Source organism: Salicola sp. Rm-C-2C1-2, from assembly GCF_040196175.1.
GTDB lineage: Bacteria > Pseudomonadota > Gammaproteobacteria > Pseudomonadales > Oleiphilaceae > Halospina.
In genome coordinates this window covers 92,093-110,535 of record NZ_JBEFNF010000003.1, presented here as the reverse complement: position 1 = coordinate 110,535, position 18,443 = coordinate 92,093, and the positions used below count along the sequence as shown (strand labels likewise).

The 18,443-nt window shown below is 60.9% G+C and carries 13 protein-coding genes; 8 read left to right on the top strand and 5 right to left on the bottom strand.

Annotation, left to right across the window (positions count from 1 at the left end):
• Positions 1 to 68 precede the first annotated feature (68 nt).
• The 5 genes from atpG (at position 69) to glmS (ending at position 6,151) form a co-directional block, all read left to right on the top strand.
• Positions 69 to 929 carry a F0F1 ATP synthase subunit gamma gene (gene atpG, locus AAF659_RS07645; protein WP_349751134.1) on the top strand — a complete coding sequence of 287 codons (861 nt, stop codon included), beginning with the start codon at positions 69 to 71 and terminating at the stop codon, positions 927 to 929.
• Between the two features lie 36 nt (positions 930 to 965).
• Entirely contained in the window at positions 966 to 2,357 is a 1,392-nt protein-coding gene (atpD, locus tag AAF659_RS07640) for a F0F1 ATP synthase subunit beta (protein WP_349751133.1), read from the top strand.
• Between the two features lie 29 nt (positions 2,358 to 2,386).
• Positions 2,387 to 2,809: a F0F1 ATP synthase subunit epsilon gene (locus tag AAF659_RS07635; RefSeq protein WP_349751132.1), complete on the top strand. Its 423-nt coding sequence runs from the start codon at positions 2,387 to 2,389 to the stop codon at positions 2,807 to 2,809.
• Between the two features lie 109 nt (positions 2,810 to 2,918).
• Complete coding sequence (glmU, locus tag AAF659_RS07630; RefSeq protein WP_349751131.1) at positions 2,919 to 4,316, top strand: bifunctional UDP-N-acetylglucosamine diphosphorylase/glucosamine-1-phosphate N-acetyltransferase GlmU; 1,398 nt, start codon at positions 2,919 to 2,921, stop codon at positions 4,314 to 4,316.
• Positions 4,317 to 4,318: 2 nt separating this feature from the next.
• On the top strand, positions 4,319 to 6,151 hold the full coding sequence (glmS, locus tag AAF659_RS07625; RefSeq protein ID WP_349751130.1) for a glutamine--fructose-6-phosphate transaminase (isomerizing): 1,833 nt from the start codon (positions 4,319 to 4,321) through the stop codon (positions 6,149 to 6,151).
• A 21-nt stretch (positions 6,152 to 6,172) separates the two neighbouring features.
• Here the strand turns inward: glmS and AAF659_RS07620 are convergent, their stop codons facing one another.
• Positions 6,173 to 7,357, bottom strand: a complete 1,185-nt coding sequence (locus tag AAF659_RS07620) for a lytic murein transglycosylase (protein ID WP_349751129.1) — start codon at positions 7,355 to 7,357, stop codon at positions 6,173 to 6,175.
• A 118-nt stretch (positions 7,358 to 7,475) separates the two neighbouring features.
• Here AAF659_RS07620 and AAF659_RS07615 point away from each other — a divergent pair, with 118 nt between their 5' ends.
• Positions 7,476 to 8,765, top strand: coding sequence for an HD-GYP domain-containing protein (locus AAF659_RS07615; protein ID WP_349751128.1), 1,290 nt, complete (start codon positions 7,476 to 7,478; stop codon positions 8,763 to 8,765).
• On the opposite strand, the gene AAF659_RS07610 is transcribed toward AAF659_RS07615, so the two are convergent.
• Entirely contained in the window at positions 8,766 to 10,190 is a 1,425-nt protein-coding gene (locus AAF659_RS07610; protein ID WP_349751127.1) for a phospholipase D-like domain-containing protein, read from the bottom strand.
• Positions 10,191 to 10,307: 117 nt separating this feature from the next.
• Between AAF659_RS07610 and AAF659_RS07605 the strand changes: the two genes are divergently transcribed.
• A complete protein-coding gene (locus AAF659_RS07605; RefSeq protein WP_349751126.1) occupies positions 10,308 to 11,180 on the top strand; it encodes a pirin family protein in 873 nt (290 codons plus the stop codon).
• A gap of 124 nt (positions 11,181 to 11,304) precedes the next feature.
• On the opposite strand, the gene AAF659_RS07600 is transcribed toward AAF659_RS07605, so the two are convergent.
• The gene (locus tag AAF659_RS07600) at positions 11,305 to 13,758 is read right to left on the bottom strand and encodes an acyl-CoA dehydrogenase (RefSeq protein ID WP_349751125.1); all 2,454 of its coding nucleotides are present in this window, start codon (positions 13,756 to 13,758) and stop codon (positions 11,305 to 11,307) included.
• Between the two features lie 238 nt (positions 13,759 to 13,996).
• Here AAF659_RS07600 and AAF659_RS07595 point away from each other — a divergent pair, with 238 nt between their 5' ends.
• Positions 13,997 to 14,389: a hypothetical protein gene (locus tag AAF659_RS07595; protein ID WP_349751124.1), complete on the top strand. Its 393-nt coding sequence runs from the start codon at positions 13,997 to 13,999 to the stop codon at positions 14,387 to 14,389.
• A gap of 22 nt (positions 14,390 to 14,411) precedes the next feature.
• Here AAF659_RS07595 and AAF659_RS07590 read toward each other — a convergent pair whose 3' ends face one another.
• On the bottom strand, positions 14,412 to 15,524 hold the full coding sequence (locus AAF659_RS07590; RefSeq protein WP_349751123.1) for an alkene reductase: 1,113 nt from the start codon (positions 15,522 to 15,524) through the stop codon (positions 14,412 to 14,414).
• A gap of 121 nt (positions 15,525 to 15,645) precedes the next feature.
• Positions 15,646 to 18,300 (bottom strand): RNA polymerase-associated protein RapA, encoded by a 2,655-nt coding sequence (gene rapA, locus AAF659_RS07585; RefSeq protein WP_349751122.1) that lies wholly within the window; start codon positions 18,298 to 18,300, stop codon positions 15,646 to 15,648.
• Positions 18,301 to 18,443: the final 143 nt, after the last annotated feature.

The following is an 18,443-nucleotide window of genomic DNA, read 5'->3' as shown; positions in this document are numbered from 1 at the left end:
TACCGGCCGGGGCCCAACGGGCCCCGACACGGTTGCGAAGCGATTAACCGGAAAAAGGGCACTGAACTATGGCCAGCGGAAAAGAAATACGCACTCAGATCTCCAGCATCCAGAATACGCAGAAGATCACCAACGCCATGGAAATGGTGGCGGCGAGCAAGATGCGTAAAGCTCAGGAGCGCATGGAGCTGACCCGCCCCTATGCGAACAAGATCCGGGACGTCATCGGCTACCTTGCGGAAGCTGATTCTGATTACCGGCATCCGTTCATGGAAGCACGGAATGCGAATCGCGTGGGCTACATTGTCGTCTCCACGGATCGCGGTCTCTGTGGTGGACTGAACAACAATCTGTTCAAGACCACGCTCAAGGACAGCCGGGCCTGGAATGACAAGGGCGTGCCGTCGGATTTCTGCACGCTCGGTCAGAAAGCCAACGTCTTCCTGAACGTGGTGGGTGCCAATATAGTGGCGTCGGAAACCCAGCTCGGGGATCGGCCCAGCGCCGAGCAGGTCATCGGCAGCGTTAAGGTGATGCTGGACGCCTATCGGGACGGCACCATCGATCGCCTCTATGTGGCATATAACAAGTTTGTGAACACCATGACCCAGACACCAGAGATTGAGCAGCTGTTGCCGCTCCAGGCGGAAGCCGAGCCGGACGGCAAGTACCGTTGGGATTATCTCTATGAGCCGGATCCGCGGACTCTGCTTGACGGGCTTCTCACCCGCTATGTCGAATCCCAGGTGTATCAGGGTGTGGTTGAAAACATCGCCTGTGAGCAGGCCGCTCGGATGATTGCCATGAAGAGCGCGACCGACAACGCCGGCGAGATCATCGACGATCTCAAAACCGAGTACAACAAGGCCCGTCAGGCCAACATCACGCAGGAAATTTCCGAAATCGTCAGTGGTGCAGCGGCCGTTTAAGGCGATACCGAATACTGAGTTAGTGAGGAAGCAAGCATGAGTAGTGGACGTATCGTTCAGATCATCGGGGCGGTTATCGACGTGGAATTCCCGCGTGATTCCGTACCCAACATCTATGATGCCGTGCAGCTGGATGACGTGGGTACCATCCTGGAAGTCCAGCAGCAGCTTGGTGATGGCGTGGTGCGCACCATCGCCATGGGTACCACCGAGGGGCTCAAGCGTGGCATGAGTGTGACCGGTAGCGGTGAAGGCATCAAAGTACCGGTTGGCGAAGAGACTCTTGGTCGCATCATGAACGTACTCGGCGAGCCCACGGACGAGGTGGGTGAGATTGGTGAAAAGGAACGCTGGACCATTCACCGCAAGGCACCGGGATACGCGGACCAGTCGGCATCCGAGGAATTGCTGGAAACCGGGATCAAGGTCATCGACCTTATCTGCCCCTTTGCCAAGGGCGGTAAAGTAGGCCTCTTTGGCGGTGCTGGCGTGGGCAAGACTGTGAATATGATGGAGCTCATCAACAACATCGCGAAGGAACACTCCGGGCTTTCGGTGTTCGCTGGTGTCGGTGAGCGTACGCGAGAAGGTAATGACTTCTATTACGAGATGAAGGGATCGGGCGTTCTGGACAAGGTCTCGATGGTGTACGGCCAGATGAACGAGCCGCCGGGTAACCGTCTGCGCGTCGCTCTGACCGGCATGACCCTGGCCGAAAAGTTCCGCGATGAAGGCCGTGACGTCCTGCTGTTCATTGACAACATCTATCGTTACACCCTGGCGGGCCAGGAAGTGTCCGCGCTGCTGGGCCGTATGCCCTCCGCAGTGGGCTATCAGCCGACTCTGGCTGAGGAGATGGGCAAGCTTCAGGAGCGGATCACCTCCACCAAGACTGGCTCCATTACTTCTGTGCAGGCAGTCTATGTACCGGCTGACGACCTGACAGACCCATCACCCGCGACTACCTTTGCGCACCTTGACGCGACCGTCGTACTGGCGCGCGAGATCGCTGCCAAGGGCATCTACCCGGCGATTGACCCGCTGGACTCCACCAGTCGTCAGCTTGATCCGCTGATTCTGGGCCAAGAGCACTATGAAGTGGCTCGTGGCGTTCAGGGCGTTCTGCAGCGCTATAAAGAGCTGAAGGACATCATCGCCATCCTGGGTATGGATGAGCTCTCCGAGGAAGACAAGCAGACCGTTGATCGTGCGCGTAAGATCGAGCGCTTCTTGTCGCAGCCGTTCTTTGTGGCCGAGGTCTTCACCGGTTCTCCCGGGAAGTACGTGTCTCTGAAGGAGACCATCCGCAGCTTCAAGGGTATCCTTGACGGTGAATACGACTCCATGCCTGAGCAGGCGTTCTACATGGTCGGCAGCATCGACGAGGCGGTCGAAAAAGCGAAGGAAATGGAAAACAAAGCCGCGTAATCCATTTCCGACTGAGAGAGGCGTAACCAATGGCTAACACCGTACAGTGTGACATTGTGAGCGCGCAGGAAAGCATCTTCTCCGGCGAGGTGGAGATGCTGACCGCGACCGCAAGTAACGGCGAGCTGGGCGTCATGGCAGGCCACACGCCCATGCTGACCGGGCTGGCTCCGGGGCCGGTTAACATCCGGATGGAGGATGGCAAAGAAGAAGTTTTCTTTGTTTCCGGAGGCTACCTCGAGGTCCAGCCCAAAAAGATCTCAATCCTGGCTGACACCGCCGAGCGAGCCCATGATATGGATGAGGCCGCTGCTGAGAGGGCACGCCAGGAAGCTGAGCGTGAGCTGGCCAATCGCAGCAGCGAAATGGACTACTCCCGTGCTGCTGCGCGCCTGGCTGAGGCGTCTGCTCAGCTCCGGACCCTGGAAAAGCTGCGGCGCAAGAAGCGCTGACAAGCATCGGATCCGGACAATCGGGTTGTTCCTGAGAACCGCATTGCCGATTATGTCCCTTCTGGGGCACGATCCGATGCGGTTTTTCTGATCCAAGGAGTACGAACGGATGGCGACACCTTTGCATATCGTCGTCCTGGCCGCCGGCCAGGGCTCCCGGATGAAGTCTTCCCTGCCCAAAGTCATCCATGCCCTCGCGGGGCGGTCGCTTCTGAATCATGTTCTGACCACCGCGCGTGGCCTTCAACCGGATGGGTTGCACGTGGTGATTGGTCACGGCGCTGACCAGGTGCGGGAGCAAACGCCCGGTAGTGACATCCAGTGGGTGATCCAGAGGGAACAGTTGGGCACCGGCCATGCGGTCGCCCAGGCTCTCCCCGGAATTCCGGAAACTGCCAGGGTTCTTGTGCTCTACGGCGATGTGCCCCTGACCTCCCCTGAAACCCTGTCACGTCTGGCTGCTGTTATAGCCAGGGATTGTCTGGGTCTGCTGACGGTTAACCTCTCCGATCCCGCTGGCTATGGGCGTATTTTGCGTGATAGCCGCGGTGACGTTACGGGTATTGTGGAACAGAAGGATGCGACACCGGAGCAGCTGCAAATCAGCGAGGTGAATACGGGTCTTCTTGGTGCGCCCGCTGAAAAGCTGAAACGCTGGCTACCGGCACTGTCCTCAAACAATGCCCAGGCTGAGTACTATCTGACCGATGTGATCGCGCTGGCACGGACGGAAGGTCTCGGCATTCAGGTTTCACAGCCCGATGAACCGGAAGAAGTACAGGGTGTGAACAATCGCGCACAGCTTGCGCAGTTGGAGCGCTGGTTCCAGCATCAGCAGGCCCTGATGCTTATGGCTGGCGGCGCAAGCCTGGCGGATCCCGCCCGGATAGACATCCGGGGGCGGGTGGAAACCGGCCATGATGTGGTGATTGATGTAAACGCGGTTATGGAAGGCGAGGTGGTTCTGGGCGATCGCGTCCATATCGGCCCCGGAGTGGTTCTCCGCGATTGTCGTGTCGGTTCAGATGTACGAGTAGACGCTTATTCGTTGATTGAAGGCGCCAGGGTGGATCAAGGGGCGGTAATTGGCCCCTTCGCACGTCTGCGCCCGGATGCCCTGGTTGGGCGTAACGCTCGCGTGGGCAACTTTGTTGAAATCAAGAAAAGCAGCATTGGCGCGGAATCCAAGGTGAACCACCTGAGCTATGTCGGCGATACGACGATGGGCGAAGCCGTGAATATTGGCGCCGGTACAATCACCTGCAATTACGATGGTACAAGTAAGCACCATACAACCCTTGGCCATGGGGTCTTCATCGGCTCCAATACCTCCCTGGTGGCCCCGGTTACGCTGGGGGCGCGCAGCGTAACCGGAGCGGGATCCACCATTAATCGGAACGTGGCTGACCGGGAATTGGCCGTCGCCCGTAGCCGGCAGCGTAATATCCCGGATTGGGTGGCGGAAACGGATGACGACCAGGACAGCAAAAAGAAGGGAGAAGACTAGGCATGTGCGGAATCGTGGGAGCGGCAGCATGCCGTGACGTTCAGGGGATTCTGATTGAGGGTCTCAAACGGCTGGAGTACCGCGGCTATGACTCGGCCGGTCTTGCCGTTCTGGAGCCGGGAAGGGGCGTCCAGCGTCAGAGGGAAGTCGGCAAAGTGGCCGCTCTGGAAGAGGCTGTTGGTCAGAACCCGCCGGAGGGTCACCTGGGGATTGCCCATACCCGTTGGGCTACCCATGGTAAGCCCTCCGCCGCGAATGCCCACCCGCATATGTCTGGTGAGCAGCTTGCCGTCGTGCATAACGGCATCATCGAAAACTTCGAATCGCTCCGGGAGGATCTCCAGGCGAGTGGTTACACCTTCACGTCGGAGACTGACACCGAGGTTCTCGCCCACCTCATTGCACGCGAATACGATAAAGCGGCTGACCTGATCAAGGGCTTTCATAATGCGGTTGCTCAGGTTCAGGGCGCCTATGCTTTGGCGTTGCTGCACGCGGATGAACCAGAGACGCTGCTCGTGGCGCGACAGGGTAGCCCGTTGGTGATCGGTGTGGGTATTGGTGAGCATTTCGTGGCGTCGGACCAGCTCGCTCTGCTGCCGGTGACGGATCGGTTCATCTACCTCGCTGAGGGGGACACAGCCCTTGTCCGCGCTGGCACTGTCACGATCACCGATTCTGGCGGCGAAACGGTGGAGCGAGCCGTTAATCGCTTTGAGCATAACGCGGATGCGGCCGAAAAGGGTAACTACCGCCATTTCATGCTTAAGGAGATCCACGAACAACCGGATGTGATTGACGCCACGCTGCAGGGGCGAGTGACCGAGACCCGCGTCCTCGAGCAGGCTCTGGGCACCGAAGCGTCGAGATTGCTCGGTGACATACGCCATGTCCAGATTATCGCCTGCGGTACCAGTTTCCACGCCGGTATGGTGGCCCGTTACTGGATTGAGGAACTGGCGGGCATCCCTTGTAGCGTTGAGGTAGCTTCCGAATTCCGTTACCGCCAGCATGTAATCCAGGACGGTACCCTCTTCCTGAGCATTTCCCAGTCCGGTGAGACGGCTGACACGCTGGCTGCTCTGCGTCAGGCCCGGGACGCTGGATTCCGTGCTGCGCTCGCGATCTGCAATGTGCCGGGCAGCTCCCTTGTGCGTGAGTCGGACATGGTCATGATGACCCATGCCGGCCCCGAGATCGGGGTGGCCTCGACCAAGGCGTTCACCACACAGCTTACAGCGCTTCTGATGTTCACGCTGGCGCTGGCACGCCACCATGGCCTTAAGGCCGAGCGTGAGGCGGAACTGGTCCAGGCCCTACGCGCTATTCCGGAGCAGATGCGAACCATTCTGAATCTGGATGATGCCATCCAGACGCTGTCGCAGTGGTTCATGGACAAGCATCACAGCCTTTTTCTGGGGCGCGGTGCACTCTATCCCGTGGCCATGGAGGGCGCGCTCAAGCTCAAGGAGATCTCCTACATTCATGCCGAGGCGTATCCCGCGGGTGAGCTCAAGCACGGGCCACTGGCGCTGGTCGACAGCGAAATGCCGGTGGTGACCGTAGCGCCCTCGAACGATCTTCTGGAGAAGCTCAAATCCAATCTCCAGGAGGTACGTGCCCGTGGCGGCGAGCTGTTCGTGTTCGCTGATACCGAGACTGCCATGGCCGATGGGGAAGGCACTCACGTCATGACCATCCCTCACACTGATCCGGTTTTGGCGCCGCTGCTGTGTACCGTGCCGCTTCAGCTGCTGTCGTACCATGTGGCCGTTCTCAAGGGTACGGACGTGGATCAGCCGCGGAATCTGGCCAAGAGCGTAACGGTGGAATAACGGACAGCGGTGATGATGGCGTCAGTCGACGCCGAGCGCACTGAGTGACTCCGGGTCAGGATAGCCATCGGCTCTAAGACCTTTTTCCTTCTGGAAGCCTCTCAGTGCGGATCGCGTTCCTGAGCCCAGAATGCCATCGACAGGTCCGGGCTCATGGCCTGCCTCTGCAAGTGCTGCCTGAAGCGCTTTGACGGTTTCCCGGCTGAGCGGCTCGTGGTCTGGTGGGCGGGTCTGCAGCGGGCCAGCGCCCACGATCCGATCGGCCAGGTGGCCTACGGCCAGAGCGTAGAACTCGGATTGGTTCCAGCCCATGATGACGCGGAAGTTGTCATAAACCAGAAAAGCCGGTCCCTGGTGTCCCGAGGGAAGGAGTAAGGCCGCTTGCATATCGGCCTGTGGCAATTCACCCCCAAAGGCATTGCGTAATCCCAGTTTCCGCCATTGCGATAGAGTGCGTTTGCCACTGAGGCCCTGCGCAAGGCTGTAGTCGAAGTTGTCGGGCAGCTGGACTTCCCGTCCCCAACGCTCGCCATCATTCCACCCCAGACTTTTGAGTAAATGGCCTGCAGAGGTCAGCGCATCCGGCACACTGTTCCATAGATCCACTCGACCGGATCCGTCGGCGTCCACGGCATATTTGAGGTAGACCGAGGGCATGAACTGCATCTGCCCCATGGCGCCAGCCCAGGATCCCTTCATGGCGTCAGCCGGCACATCACCCCGCTCAATCAGGCGCAGTGCCGCGATGAGCTCATCGGTGAAGTAGCCACTGCGGCGCTGGTCGCAGGCAAGGGTCGTCAGCGCGCGCGGGATCGGCATCTTGCCGGTGTAGCTTCCGAAGTTGGTTTCCAGTCCCCAGAAAGCGATGAGATAACGCCCGGGAACGCCGGTCTCCCGGGTGATCCGGTCCAGCAGTTGTGAATGCTGCTGATACAGGATCCGGCCCTTTTCAATACGCTGCTCCGTTACGCGTTTCTCCAGGTAATCACGGAGGGAGCGAGTGAACTCGGGCTGGCTGCGGTCCAGCTCAATCACCCGCTGTAGTGGTTTGATACCAGCCAGTACCTGGCTTGCTACGGATTCGTCGATGCCCTGCTCAAGTGCCTGGTCACGCAGGTCCGCCACGCAGCGGTCAAAATCATTTGCAGCCATTGCCGGGACGATGCTCGCTGCGATCAGCAGCGCCATGAGCAGGTAGATACGCATTGGGGCAATCCTTTGTAAAAGCTGGGCTTGTTTACGCATTCTGCACGAAACCATCGGTGTGTCGAGGGATCAGGGTTGCTATCATGCAGTTAACCCGCGTCTGATGTTGTGTTGTTAAATGGGAAAGTTCGACCCGGTTGAAATACGCGTCTCCGTCACTGAGCTTCAGCTCGGTATGAGGGTAACCTGTCTTGATCGCCCATGGCTGGAGACCAATTTCCCGGTGCAGGGCTTTGTGATCCAGCATGCGGCGGACATTCAGGCTCTGCAGGAGCAGTGTCGTTATGTGTACGTTGAAGGTGACGAGGTTTCCGAAAACCAATCCCGTCGTTTCGGTATACGAAGCAGCCGCCGCAAACGCCAGGTACCCCGCCTGGCCACCGTTGATATCGAAACAGAGGTCCCCAGTGCGCGCGCGGCGTTTGAGCAGACCCGGGCGCTAGCCGAGGAGATCATGCAGAATGTTCGCCTCGGGCAGACGATCGACGCCCGTCGCGCCCATACAGTGGTCAGGACCTGTGTGGACAGCGTGATGCGCAATCAGGAAGCGATCCAGATGCTGCTTCAGGTCCGGAGCAAGGACGACTATACAGCCGAGCACGGCATGAATGTCTGTATTATGGCGGCGATCTTCGGACGCCGTCTCGGCCTGCTCAATGGCGAAATCGAAAAGCTGGCGCTCAGTGGTCTGCTGCATGATGTAGGGAAGATGCACACGCCCAAAGAAATCCTGCACAAGCCGGAAGGTCTGACAGAGGAAGAGCGCCGGATCATGCAACAGCATGTGGACCATGGTCGCCGGCTGCTCATGACCGTCAAGGGAGTGGATCCAGTAACGGTGGATGTGGCGCATGCCCACCACGAACGGATGAACGGGACCGGGTACCCGCGCGGTCTGCTGGCCCACCAGATCCCCTACTTCGCCAAGATCATAGCGATAGTGGACGCCTACGATGCCATGACAAGCCACCGCGTATTCGCGTCGCCACGCTCATCCAAGGAAGCCCTTGAAATCATCTATGAAGAGCGCGGCAACCAGTTTGATGAGGCACTGGCTCTGGATTTCATCCAGTGTATAGGGGTTTATCCTGCCGGCTCTATTGTCGAACTCAATACTGGCGAAGCTGGCATCGTGATCACGACCTATGCGCTTAATCGCCTGCGCCCGCGGGTTCTGGTGGTGCGTGATCGGGAGGGTGAACCCTGTCGTCAGCGCGTACTGGACCTGCGCCGCCGGGATGAATACCGTTCCGGCATGCCCTACCAGATCAGTCGTGAGCTGCCCCTGGGCAGCTACGGGATCGATCTGAAGGTCTTCACCGACGAAGGGTTGAACCTAAAAGACGAAGAGCCCGATCCGGATGTCCGGACACTGGTCAACGCGCTTCAAGGCCTGGATACCGGCTGATCAGTAGCTGCTCCAGCCGGTAAACTCTGTCACCCGGTAGAGCAGGTAGCGACGCCAGCGATGGTCCGCCCAGGCGCTATAGGGCACGCTGCACTGGAAACCCGGCGGGTTGCTCCAGCAGCGCTCGAACCAGTCCCCAGTTGCGCGCAGCGCGGGCAGCTTTTCGTTGCCCACCAGCTCACAGCCGGCTTCAAGGTTGAGATCATCCAGGTTGCGCCGGGTCAGATTGGCGGATCCGAGGATCAGGTCCACCCGTGCGTCCCATCGTTCCAGACGCACCAGCTTGCAGTGGAACTGTTCACCATGGGTGCGGTACCAGCGCACCGGGATTCCGTGGGCGTTCAATTCCAGCGCCACCTGCCGGTTGGGGAGACCACCCTTCACGCGCCCGAAGGCGTCCTTGTTCGGATCCAGCAGCACTCTGAGCCGGCAGCCTCGGGAATGTGCCCGCTTCAAGGCCTTTATGACACGTCTGTGGCTCAGGTAGAACAGGGCTAGGTCCAGTTTTTCCCCTGTTTCGGCACTGTTGATCAGCGCCACGCTGGCCTCGCGGATCCGGGATTCGGTCAGAAGCCGCAGCCGTGGTGTATCGGCTGCTGGGGGCGTTGACGGCCCGGACGGTGCTCTGAAATCGCAGCTGAAGCCGCGTGCCCAGGCCAGCAGGGTCTGCTCCTGGTCGAGCAGGGCAAGGGCTGCCTGGCCACTGACCAGAAGCCCCGCGTTGGAATGGGCGCTGCTGGCATCATGGGGGTTTCCGGAGCTGACCAGCCCGCGCCAGCCGTCGCCGCTGTCCGCCACCATGACCTTGCGATGGTTGGCGCGGAAGTTGATCAGGGTCAGCCAGCTGCGCAGGGTCACGGGCCAGGGGCCGATGGGGTTGGGCAGCCAGCCGTGCTGGGGCCAACGGGACCAGGGCTGGACCAGAAGTCGCCAGAAGACCGACCAGCCCGGGTTCGAATCCCTCAACTGTGCCAGGGGTGTTTCCAGAATTTCCACTCCGGCAGCTTCCAGGCGCTGAAGGTGTTCCGGCCAGTGGGCGCCGTAATAGCTGTTAATCGGGTCCACCAGGACCGTGGCACGCAGGCCGGGGCACTGGCGCCGGCGTTCAATCAGCGCCCTAGTCAGCGTCTCCGTGACCGGCAGGTGTTTGGCTGGATCAGAACCGTCCGGGTTGAACAGAAACATGTCCATCACCAACCGCTGCTGGGCGCCCCGGATCAGCTCAAGCATCGTCGCCACCAGTTCCCGGCGGCTGCGGGAGCGGCCGCGCGCGTCCACGTAACGGTGATCTACGAGGAAGCGGGCATCGCCCGGCTCGAACCAGCCGGACTCCATGGCGACCGCCGCCGGCAACGGCTTATAGCGGTGGTACAGACCCACGCCCAGCACGACCGCCAGGAGTATCAGGATCAGTCCTGTCACCATCACGGGGAATACCCCAGTCCTGTTGAACGAGTTGAACAGAATCCTTTGATTGTCTGGCAACCGGCGCTGGGAAATACTGGCCCTATCATTAACCGGTACCAACCTAGGGAGTCAGACATGACCGAACGCATTGTTGAACGCCTTATCCGGGGCGAGCACGCCTCTGATGGTGACGGAGTCCGGCTCAGGCGCAGCCTGGGTCAGGGCCCGTTTGCACGCCTGGACCCCTTCCTGATGCTGGATGAATTCCAGGCCGATGACAGCAGCGGCCAAATTGGCGGCTTTCCGCCCCACCCACACCGGGGCTTTGAGACCGTCACCTACATGCTCGCAGGTAGCATGCATCACCGGGACTCACTGGGCAACAGTGGCCTCATCGGTCCTGGCGGGGTGCAGTGGATGACTGCTGCCGGCGGCATTGTGCATTCGGAAATGCCGGAACTGCACGATGGTTATATGCGCGGCTTCCAGCTCTGGATCAACCTGCCGGCCGCGGACAAGATGAAGGCGCCGCGCTACCAGGACATCCAGGCGGATCGAGTACCGGAATACCCATTCGAGGGTGGCCGGATACGCGTGGTCGCCGGCGAGGTGGTGCTCGAAGGCAATACCCTGGTGGGCCCGGTCTCTGGCGTGGCCACGGCGCCGACCTACATGGACCTGGTGATCGAGCCGGGTCGGGAACTGACTCTGCCGATCGAGGCGGACCAAAATGCCATGATCTACGTGTACGATGGGGAAGTATCGGCCGGCGATGACGGCTTCTCACCCGTAGCCGCCACCAACGCCGGTCTCCTGTCAGGCGGAGACGAGGTCCGCCTGCGTGCCGGGGATGAAGGCGCCGGCCTGCTTCTGCTTGCGGCAAACCCGGTGAAGGAGTCCGTAGTCCAGCACGGGCCCTTCGTGATGAACACCCGGGATGAGATTGAGCAGGCGATCCGGGATTACCAGGAAGGCCGGTTTGAGCGGGAGGATGTTGCACTGTCCTGAGGCTTGACTGTCTAAAACCGCCGGGGCGGATCAACCTGAAATACCCCTGTTAACTGAGACAACCTGGATACAAAAAACCCCGGCAGGGCGAACCTGACCGGGGTTTTTAACGCTCTGGTACTGCTTACAGCACGTTGTGCTTCACCAGCTTGCGCTTGTTGTGGGCCAGCCCGTCGAACGGGAAGTCGTCCACGCTCAGCATCTCCAGCACTTCCGCCTCGTACTTGCGCATGAACTCGGCGTCGTCCTGGGAGATCAGGCCGGCTTCCAGCCCTGCCTCGAACTTCTGCTCGGGGTGCAGGGCCTCGGCGGGCAGCTCGCCCTTGGCGTGCGCCTTGTCCAGGGTCTTGTAGAGCTTGTCCGCACGAGGGTGATCCGCCAGCAGCTGGTTATAGTGCGCCAGCGGGTTGAAGACTTCGCCCTCTTGCTCAAGGCTATTCCAAGTATTGCTGGTGAGCTTGGCACGCAGTGACGAGTCCGCGCTGATAGCCCGGGCGATCGCTTGTGTGCGCTTATCGGACGGCGCCTTCCAGCGCCGGCCCAGTGGCATGGTGACCCAACGCAGAGCCACGGCAACCGAGCGGTCAGGGAGGTTATCCAGCAGCTCGTCCAGCGCCTTCTCAGCCCGGTTGAGAAGGAATTCACAGCTGTAGGCCATGAGCTCGCGCTCGCCCTCCACGGCCTGCCCTTCGTGCCAGTTCTTGAGCACCATGGAAGTCAGGTACAGGTTGGACAGCACATCGCCCAGCCGCGCTGAGAGCAGCTCACGCAGCTTGAGGTCCGACCCGAGGGTGGACATGGCAGCGTCCGAGGCCAGGCCGAAGGCCGCGCTGAAGCGGTTCACGGCACGGGCGTAGGGGGCCGCAGCGTTGTCGAAGGGCACATCGCCGCGGCCGATACCAATGGCTTGGGTGAAGGCGCGGGCGGCATTGCCGAAGACCAGGGATGCGTGGTTGAAGAACGCATCGTCGAACGCATCGATGTCATCGTTGTCCTTGGCCGCCAGTTCATCCAGCACATAGGGATGGCAGCGGATGGCGCCCTGGCCGAAGATCATCAGGCTGCGCGTCATGATGTTGGCGCCTTCCACCGTGATAGAGACGGCCGAGCCGGCGAAGGACAGCCCCATGTAATTGCGTGGCCCAAGGGTTACGGTCTTGCCGCCGTGCACATCCATCGCGTCGGCCATGATGTCGCGCTGGTACTCGGTCATCTGACTCTTGAGGATGGCCGAGGGCACCGCCGGCTTTTCGCCGTTGTCGATCATGTTGGCCGTCTGCATCACAGCGGACTGGGCGATATAGGCTTTGCTGGCGATGCGTGCCAGTGGCTCCTGCACGCCTTCCATGTCCGCCACCGGGGTATTGAACTGGCGGCGAATGCGGGTGAAGCCCCCGGCGAGGCCCGTTGCATAACGGCCAGCACCGCTCGCACCTGAGGGCAGGGTGATGCAACGGCCTACGGACAGGCATTCCACCAGCATGCGCCAGCCCTGGCCGACCATAGCCGGCCCGCCGATGATGTAATCGAGCGGGATGAACACATCCTTACCCTTGATCGGTCCGTTCATGAAGGGGGTACCGATGGGCGCGTGCCGGCGGCCGATGTCCATGCCGTCGGTGTCACGTGGGATCAAAGCACAGGTGATGCCCAGATCCTCCTGCTCACCCAGCAGGTTGTCCGGGTCGAACATACGGAAAGCCAGACCCACAACAGTGGCGATGGGCGCCAGGGTGATCCAGCGTTTCTCGAAGTTGAGGCGCAGCCCGACCACTTCCTTGCCGTCGATCTCCTGCTTGCACACCACACCGGTATCCGGCAGAGAGGTGGCATCAGAGCCGGCGCGCGGGCCGGTCAGGCCGAAGCAGGGGATCTCGCGGCCATCGGCGAGGCGCGGCAAGTAGTAGTTTTTCTGGTCATCGGTGCCATACTTGAGCAGCAGCTCACCCGGACCCAACGAGTTGGGCACGCCGACCGAGACCATCAGCGCCTCGTTCACGGACAGTTTCTGCAGTACTGCGGACTGGGCGCGGGCTGAAAGCCCAAGACCTCCATATTCCTTAGGGATGATCATGCCGAAGAAGCGTTCCTTCTTCAGATAGTCCCAGACCTCTTTGGGCAGGTCCGCGCGCTCGAAGGCGACGTCCCAGTCGTTGCACATGCTTGCCGCAACGCCGCACTGGTGGTCGACGAACGCCTGCTCATCCTGGGAAAGACCGGTGTCTCGGTTGGTCAGCAGGCGGTGCCAGTCCGGGCGGCCGGTGAAGAGTTCGCCATCCCAGCCCACGGTACCTGCTTCCAGGGCCTGTTTCTCGGTCTCGGAGACTTTGGGGGCGACCTTTTTGAACATTGCGAAAGCGCGTGGCGTCAACCACTGGCGACGTAGGCCGGGAAGGCCCGCGAGCGCGGTGACACCGGCGCCGATGAACAGCACAAGACTGAACCAGCCGGTGTGCATGAACAGCCCGATAATACCGACAACGACCATGACGGTGACGGCGGCCGCGGCGCCGGATTCGCGCCGCAGCACAAAAAGCAGGCCGGCTAACGCGAGCAGAACAACGATGAGGAGATTCATAGCGTATCCCTGTGTTGGTCTTGGAATTGGATTGTCTGGCTGCCTACGATACCAGTAATGGGCTAGATTGTATCGCCGTTGGGACCGCTAATGGCAAGCGCTTTGGTAGGGCGTGTCGGGTCAGAAAGGGTTTGATTGGTTACAAATCACAACCGGGGAGCCAGCAATCCGGGTTTACCTCTGATCAAAACTTGTTCAATATAGTCAGTAGTCAACCTGCCTGATTGAGGTGAATGACATGATTGAAGGTATGAATCCGCAGGCGGCGAACCTTGCACGGGATAGCGGCGCCCAACAGCTGCAGTCGCGCGGTGGCCAGGAGAGCGCTAATCAGGGGGCTCAGGCCCGTGAAAATGTTGCGGGTAACAGCAACGCCCGGCCCGCGCAGGATGTGAGCGTGCAGATTTCCCAGCAGGGTCTGGATTCTGCGGCGGCTAACAGTGGCGAAGCCGTACCCGATGCGTCCGCTGCGGACACCAACACAGCAGCGACGCTGTCCAGTGCTGACGCCGGCAACAGTGCCAACAGCCGTGCTGAGGCCACGAATAGTCCAGACGGTGGCTCCGTAACCGGTAACCAGTCTGTCAGCGCGGGCGAGCAGCTGGGCACCAACCTCGACGTGGAGGCGTAAACCGCCTCCCGTCGTCACTTCCTTACTGGGTCTCTTCCAGTGTTGGGTAGTCGGTGTAGCCGCGTTCATCACCACCATAGAAGGTGCTGTGGTCCCATTCGTTGAGCGCCGCATTGCGACTGAAGCGTTCGACCAGATCCGGATTGGCGATAATAGGCCGACCGAAGGAAGCCAGGTCACAGCGACCGCCGTTAATCCGCTCAATGGCCTCATCACGGCTGTAGGCTCCATTTCCAATGTAGCTGCCGCTGAACTCCTCGCGGATAGCCTCGATCACTGATTCTGGGCGACCGTTCTCATGGTTGCCCTGAAACGAATCCTCTACCACTTCGATGTAGGCGAGGCCTGCTTGTTGCACTTTGCGCGCCAGCGCTCGGAAGGTGCTGAGCGGGTCGTCGTCGTAAATGCTGCCGAAGCTGCCGGTGGGGCTGACCCGTATGCCAATGCGCGACGTAGGCCACACCTGCTTGACCGCTTCCACCACCATCATCAGGAACCGCAAGCGGTTCTCAACCGAGCCGCCGTATTCGTCGGTGCGGTGGTTCGTACCTGACTTTATGAACTGGTCGAGAAGGTAGCCGTTGGCCGCGTGGATTTGAATACCATCGAAGCCGGCTTCACGGGCGTTTTCAGCGCCTCGGCGGAACTGTTCCGCGATGTCAGGCAGTTCGTCAGCTTCCAGAGCGCGTGGTGTGGGAATGTCCACCATGCCGGATTCAGCACTGATGAACACCTGGGAGCCTTCCGGTTTGAGAGCGGACGGCGCCACTGGCAGGTCGCCATTGGGCTGCAGTTGCGGGTGGGAGATGCGCCCCACATGCCACAGCTGGGCGTGCATGCGTCCGCCCGCATCGTGTACCGCGTCTGTTACCTTGCGCCAGCCAGCTACCTGTTCTGGCGTATAGATGCCAGGGGTGTAGGCGTAGCCCTGCCCCTGCTGGGAGACCTGTGTCGCCTCGCTGATGATCAGCCCGGCGCTGGCGCGCTGGGCGTAATAGCGGGCGTTCATGTCACTGGGGATGTCGCCTGGCTGGCTGGCCCGGGCTCGGGTCAGCGGTGCCATGACGATGCGGTTGGGTAGTTCAAGATCACCCAGCGTGTAGGGTTCGAAAAGGGTGTTGTCCGTGTTGTTCATTACGGGTCTCCTCTGGTATTTGACTGGGCTATAAATGGAGATAAGCCACAGCGCCCGATACGATTCAGGCTACCTATCAATGTGAGGGTGGAAGGAGACCCCTTCAACCGCACGGGTCGTCTCAGGTGGTCAGTACCATCCGTAACCCTTCCAGCTCCACGCCAGCCCGCTCGATGGCGGCTGCGCCTTGTTCGCGCTGGTTTTCCAGCGCCTCAATTTCTTGGTTTTTCAGCCCATCGCTGGAGGCCTTCAATTCCCGTAGCGCCACAATCTCTGCGTTGTAATGGGCTTCCAGAGCTTTTTTGGCGTCGGCGATGGTCTCCGGCAGATCAGCTTCGGCCTTTTCGCGGATACCAGGCAGCAGGGCTTCAATATCGTCACGCAGGCGCGGCAGAATCTGCTGGGCGTCTTTACGCTTGATGCGGCCGCCGATCTGATTGAGCTTGTCGTGGGTGAGCATGGCGCTCAGGTCGCGGCCGTCACTGGTCAGCAGCAACCGGCCCGGGGCCAGCGGCAGGAAGCGGCCCACGGCCACGGATCGCGGCGCGGCAGTTGTAACGCGGTAGAGCGCCTCCAGCATCAGAGTGCCGGGCTGCACGCCCTTGAGCTCGAGGGTTATGAGGGCGGCGTTGCCAAGCTCGGAGTCGGTCACCATGCTCATCGCGTCACGCATCATGGGGTGTTCCCAGCTCATGAAAGCGAGGTCTTCCCGGGCCAGCGCCAGATCGCGTTCCAGAGTGAAGCTGAGACCGTCGTCCGGCAGGTGCGGGAAGTGTTCGGTCTTCATGTGGTCTGTGGGCCGGATGGTCCACTGTTCTTTGCCGGTTTCCTCATGCTCGATACCGTACTGGTCCAGCAGCTGGGTCAGATAGGCAGCAAGCTCGTCCGGTGCCTCGTCTTCCCGGATGGTGTCGATGCAGGCATTGGCGGCTGCCTGCTCATCACGAGTGAGCGAGGCGATCAGGCGGCGCTCCTCCTGTAGCTTTTGCTCCTGGGTTTCACGCGCACTGCGTGTTGCCGCCAGCAGTTCATCCAGGGGCCCTTCCGGGTTATGGAGCGCGCTTTCAAGCTGTGCTTCAACCTCGTGCTGCACTGCGACCCCAGTAGGGCAGTAGGTTTGAAGCGCGTTCAGGCCCTGCTGGTACCAATGGAACAGCACCTGCTGTGCTGAGCCGCCGATGTAGGGCACATGGATCCGGATCTGCTCGCCCTGACCGATGCGGTCCAGCCGGCCAATTCGTTGCTCCAGCAGGTCCGGGTTCCAGGGCAGGTCGAACAGAACCAGGTGCTGGGCGAACTGGAAATTGCGTCCCTCGCTGCCGATCTCGGAGCAGATCAGAGCCTGAGCGCCCTGTTCGTCGTCCGCGAACCAGGCGGCAGCGCGGTCGCGCTCGATGATGCTCAGCCGCTCGTGGAAGGCAGCGCTGCGGATACCGGCGCGCAGCTGCAGGAAGTGTTCGAGGGTTTCGGCCGTGTCAGCGTGGCCACAGATCACCAGGACCTTCTGGTTGCGGTTGGCTTTGAGCATCTGCTGCAGCCAGGCGACGCGGGGGTCATTTGAAAGCCAGGTCTCGCTTTCCATACCGGTCTCGGGGAACAGGCCCTCGGGGCCGGTCAGCTGTGCCTGTTTCGTATAGTCCGGTTCTGCCTCCAGGGGGGCGGGTTCCACGACCCGTTCCGGGAAGCCGCCAACGTCTTCGCGGGTGTGACGGAAAAGAACCCGGTGCTGCTCGGGCAGCCCCCCGTGTTCACGCACCGTCTGCTGGAAGGCGCCATAGTCTGTGAAGCGGGCAGGATCGATCAGGCGCAGGCGCGCGAAGTGGCTGTCCAGGCCCACTTGTTCAGGGGTGGCGGTCAATAGGAGTGCGCCTGGGATGCGCCCTGCGAGTCGTTCCACAGCCCGGTAGCCGGGGTCGGCCTTCTCTGGTGTCCAATGCAGGTGGTGCGCCTCGTCCACCACCAGCAGGTCCCAGCCAGCTTCTTCTGCGGCGGTCAGGTTGCTGTTGCTGTCACTGAGCAGGGAAAGAGGGCAGAGCACAAACTGTTCGCTTTCAAAGGGGTTACCTTCCTCGGCTTCCAGGCGCTCCTGGTTGAAGAGCGCGAAGTGCAGGTTGAAGCGTCGGCGCATCTCCACGAACCACTGGGTAAGGAGCGCATCCGGGACCACAATCAGCACTCGTTCGGCCTGGGCGGTGATGACCTGGCGATGAAGGATGAGGCCGGCCTCGATGGTTTTGCCCAGGCCCGCCTCGTCCGCCAGCAGCAGCCGCGGATGGGGGCGGCGCGCGGCCTGTTCGCCAATCGCGACCTGGTGCGGGAGCAGCTGGGTTCGGGGGCCGATGAGTCCGCGCGCCGGCGAAGCTTGAAGTCGCGCCTGGTGCTGCAGAGTGGCGTAGCGCAGCTGGAAGTCGCCGTTACGGTCAAACTGGCCGCAGAAAAGGCGCTGTTCCGGGTGTACGAAGCGTGCATGGGGGCTGAGCATAACCTCGGTCAGGGTGACCGGCTCGCCGGCCTCGTCTTCACACTCGTAGGTGAACAGGCCCTCGGAGTCCTCCACTTCACGCACGGTCAGTACGCGTTCGTGACGGTCTCTGAGGGTCTCTCCCACGCGGTAGCGCACCCTTGCAAGAGGGGCGTTGTCCATGGCGTAGGTGCGTTCTTCCTCGGCGGCGGGGAAGGCAATGGTGATGCGGCGGCCGCTGACGTCAGTGATCAGGCCAAGGCCGAGATCGGATTCGGTCTGGCTGACCCAGCGCTGGCCCACTGTGAAGGTCATGGAGACTCCGGACTGGCTGTTTTTCGGGAGCGCAAACGTAGCGGCTATGCCTTCTTATTGCAATGCGTGATTGGCCGGGGGTGGCGGGCGTGGCTAGAATGCCGGCAAAGAGGCCTTCACAGGAGCCGGACGTGGCGCCCATC

Coding starts and splice junctions, on each gene's coding strand:
- AAF659_RS07605 (WP_349751126.1), top strand. CDS start 10,308: ATGACCGAACGCATTGTTGAACGCCTTATCCGGGGCGAGCACGCCTCT.
- AAF659_RS07600 (WP_349751125.1), bottom strand. CDS start 13,758: ATGAATCTCCTCATCGTTGTTCTGCTCGCGTTAGCCGGCCTGCTTTTT.
- AAF659_RS07615 (WP_349751128.1), top strand. CDS start 7,476: ATGGGAAAGTTCGACCCGGTTGAAATACGCGTCTCCGTCACTGAGCTT.
- atpD (WP_349751133.1), top strand. CDS start 966: ATGAGTAGTGGACGTATCGTTCAGATCATCGGGGCGGTTATCGACGTG.
- glmU (WP_349751131.1), top strand. CDS start 2,919: ATGGCGACACCTTTGCATATCGTCGTCCTGGCCGCCGGCCAGGGCTCC.
- AAF659_RS07635 (WP_349751132.1), top strand. CDS start 2,387: ATGGCTAACACCGTACAGTGTGACATTGTGAGCGCGCAGGAAAGCATC.
- rapA (WP_349751122.1), bottom strand. CDS start 18,300: ATGACCTTCACAGTGGGCCAGCGCTGGGTCAGCCAGACCGAATCCGAT.
- atpG (WP_349751134.1), top strand. CDS start 69: ATGGCCAGCGGAAAAGAAATACGCACTCAGATCTCCAGCATCCAGAAT.
- glmS (WP_349751130.1), top strand. CDS start 4,319: ATGTGCGGAATCGTGGGAGCGGCAGCATGCCGTGACGTTCAGGGGATT.
- AAF659_RS07590 (WP_349751123.1), bottom strand. CDS start 15,524: ATGAACAACACGGACAACACCCTTTTCGAACCCTACACGCTGGGTGAT.
- AAF659_RS07620 (WP_349751129.1), bottom strand. CDS start 7,357: ATGCGTATCTACCTGCTCATGGCGCTGCTGATCGCAGCGAGCATCGTC.
- AAF659_RS07595 (WP_349751124.1), top strand. CDS start 13,997: ATGATTGAAGGTATGAATCCGCAGGCGGCGAACCTTGCACGGGATAGC.
- AAF659_RS07610 (WP_349751127.1), bottom strand. CDS start 10,190: ATGGTGACAGGACTGATCCTGATACTCCTGGCGGTCGTGCTGGGCGTG.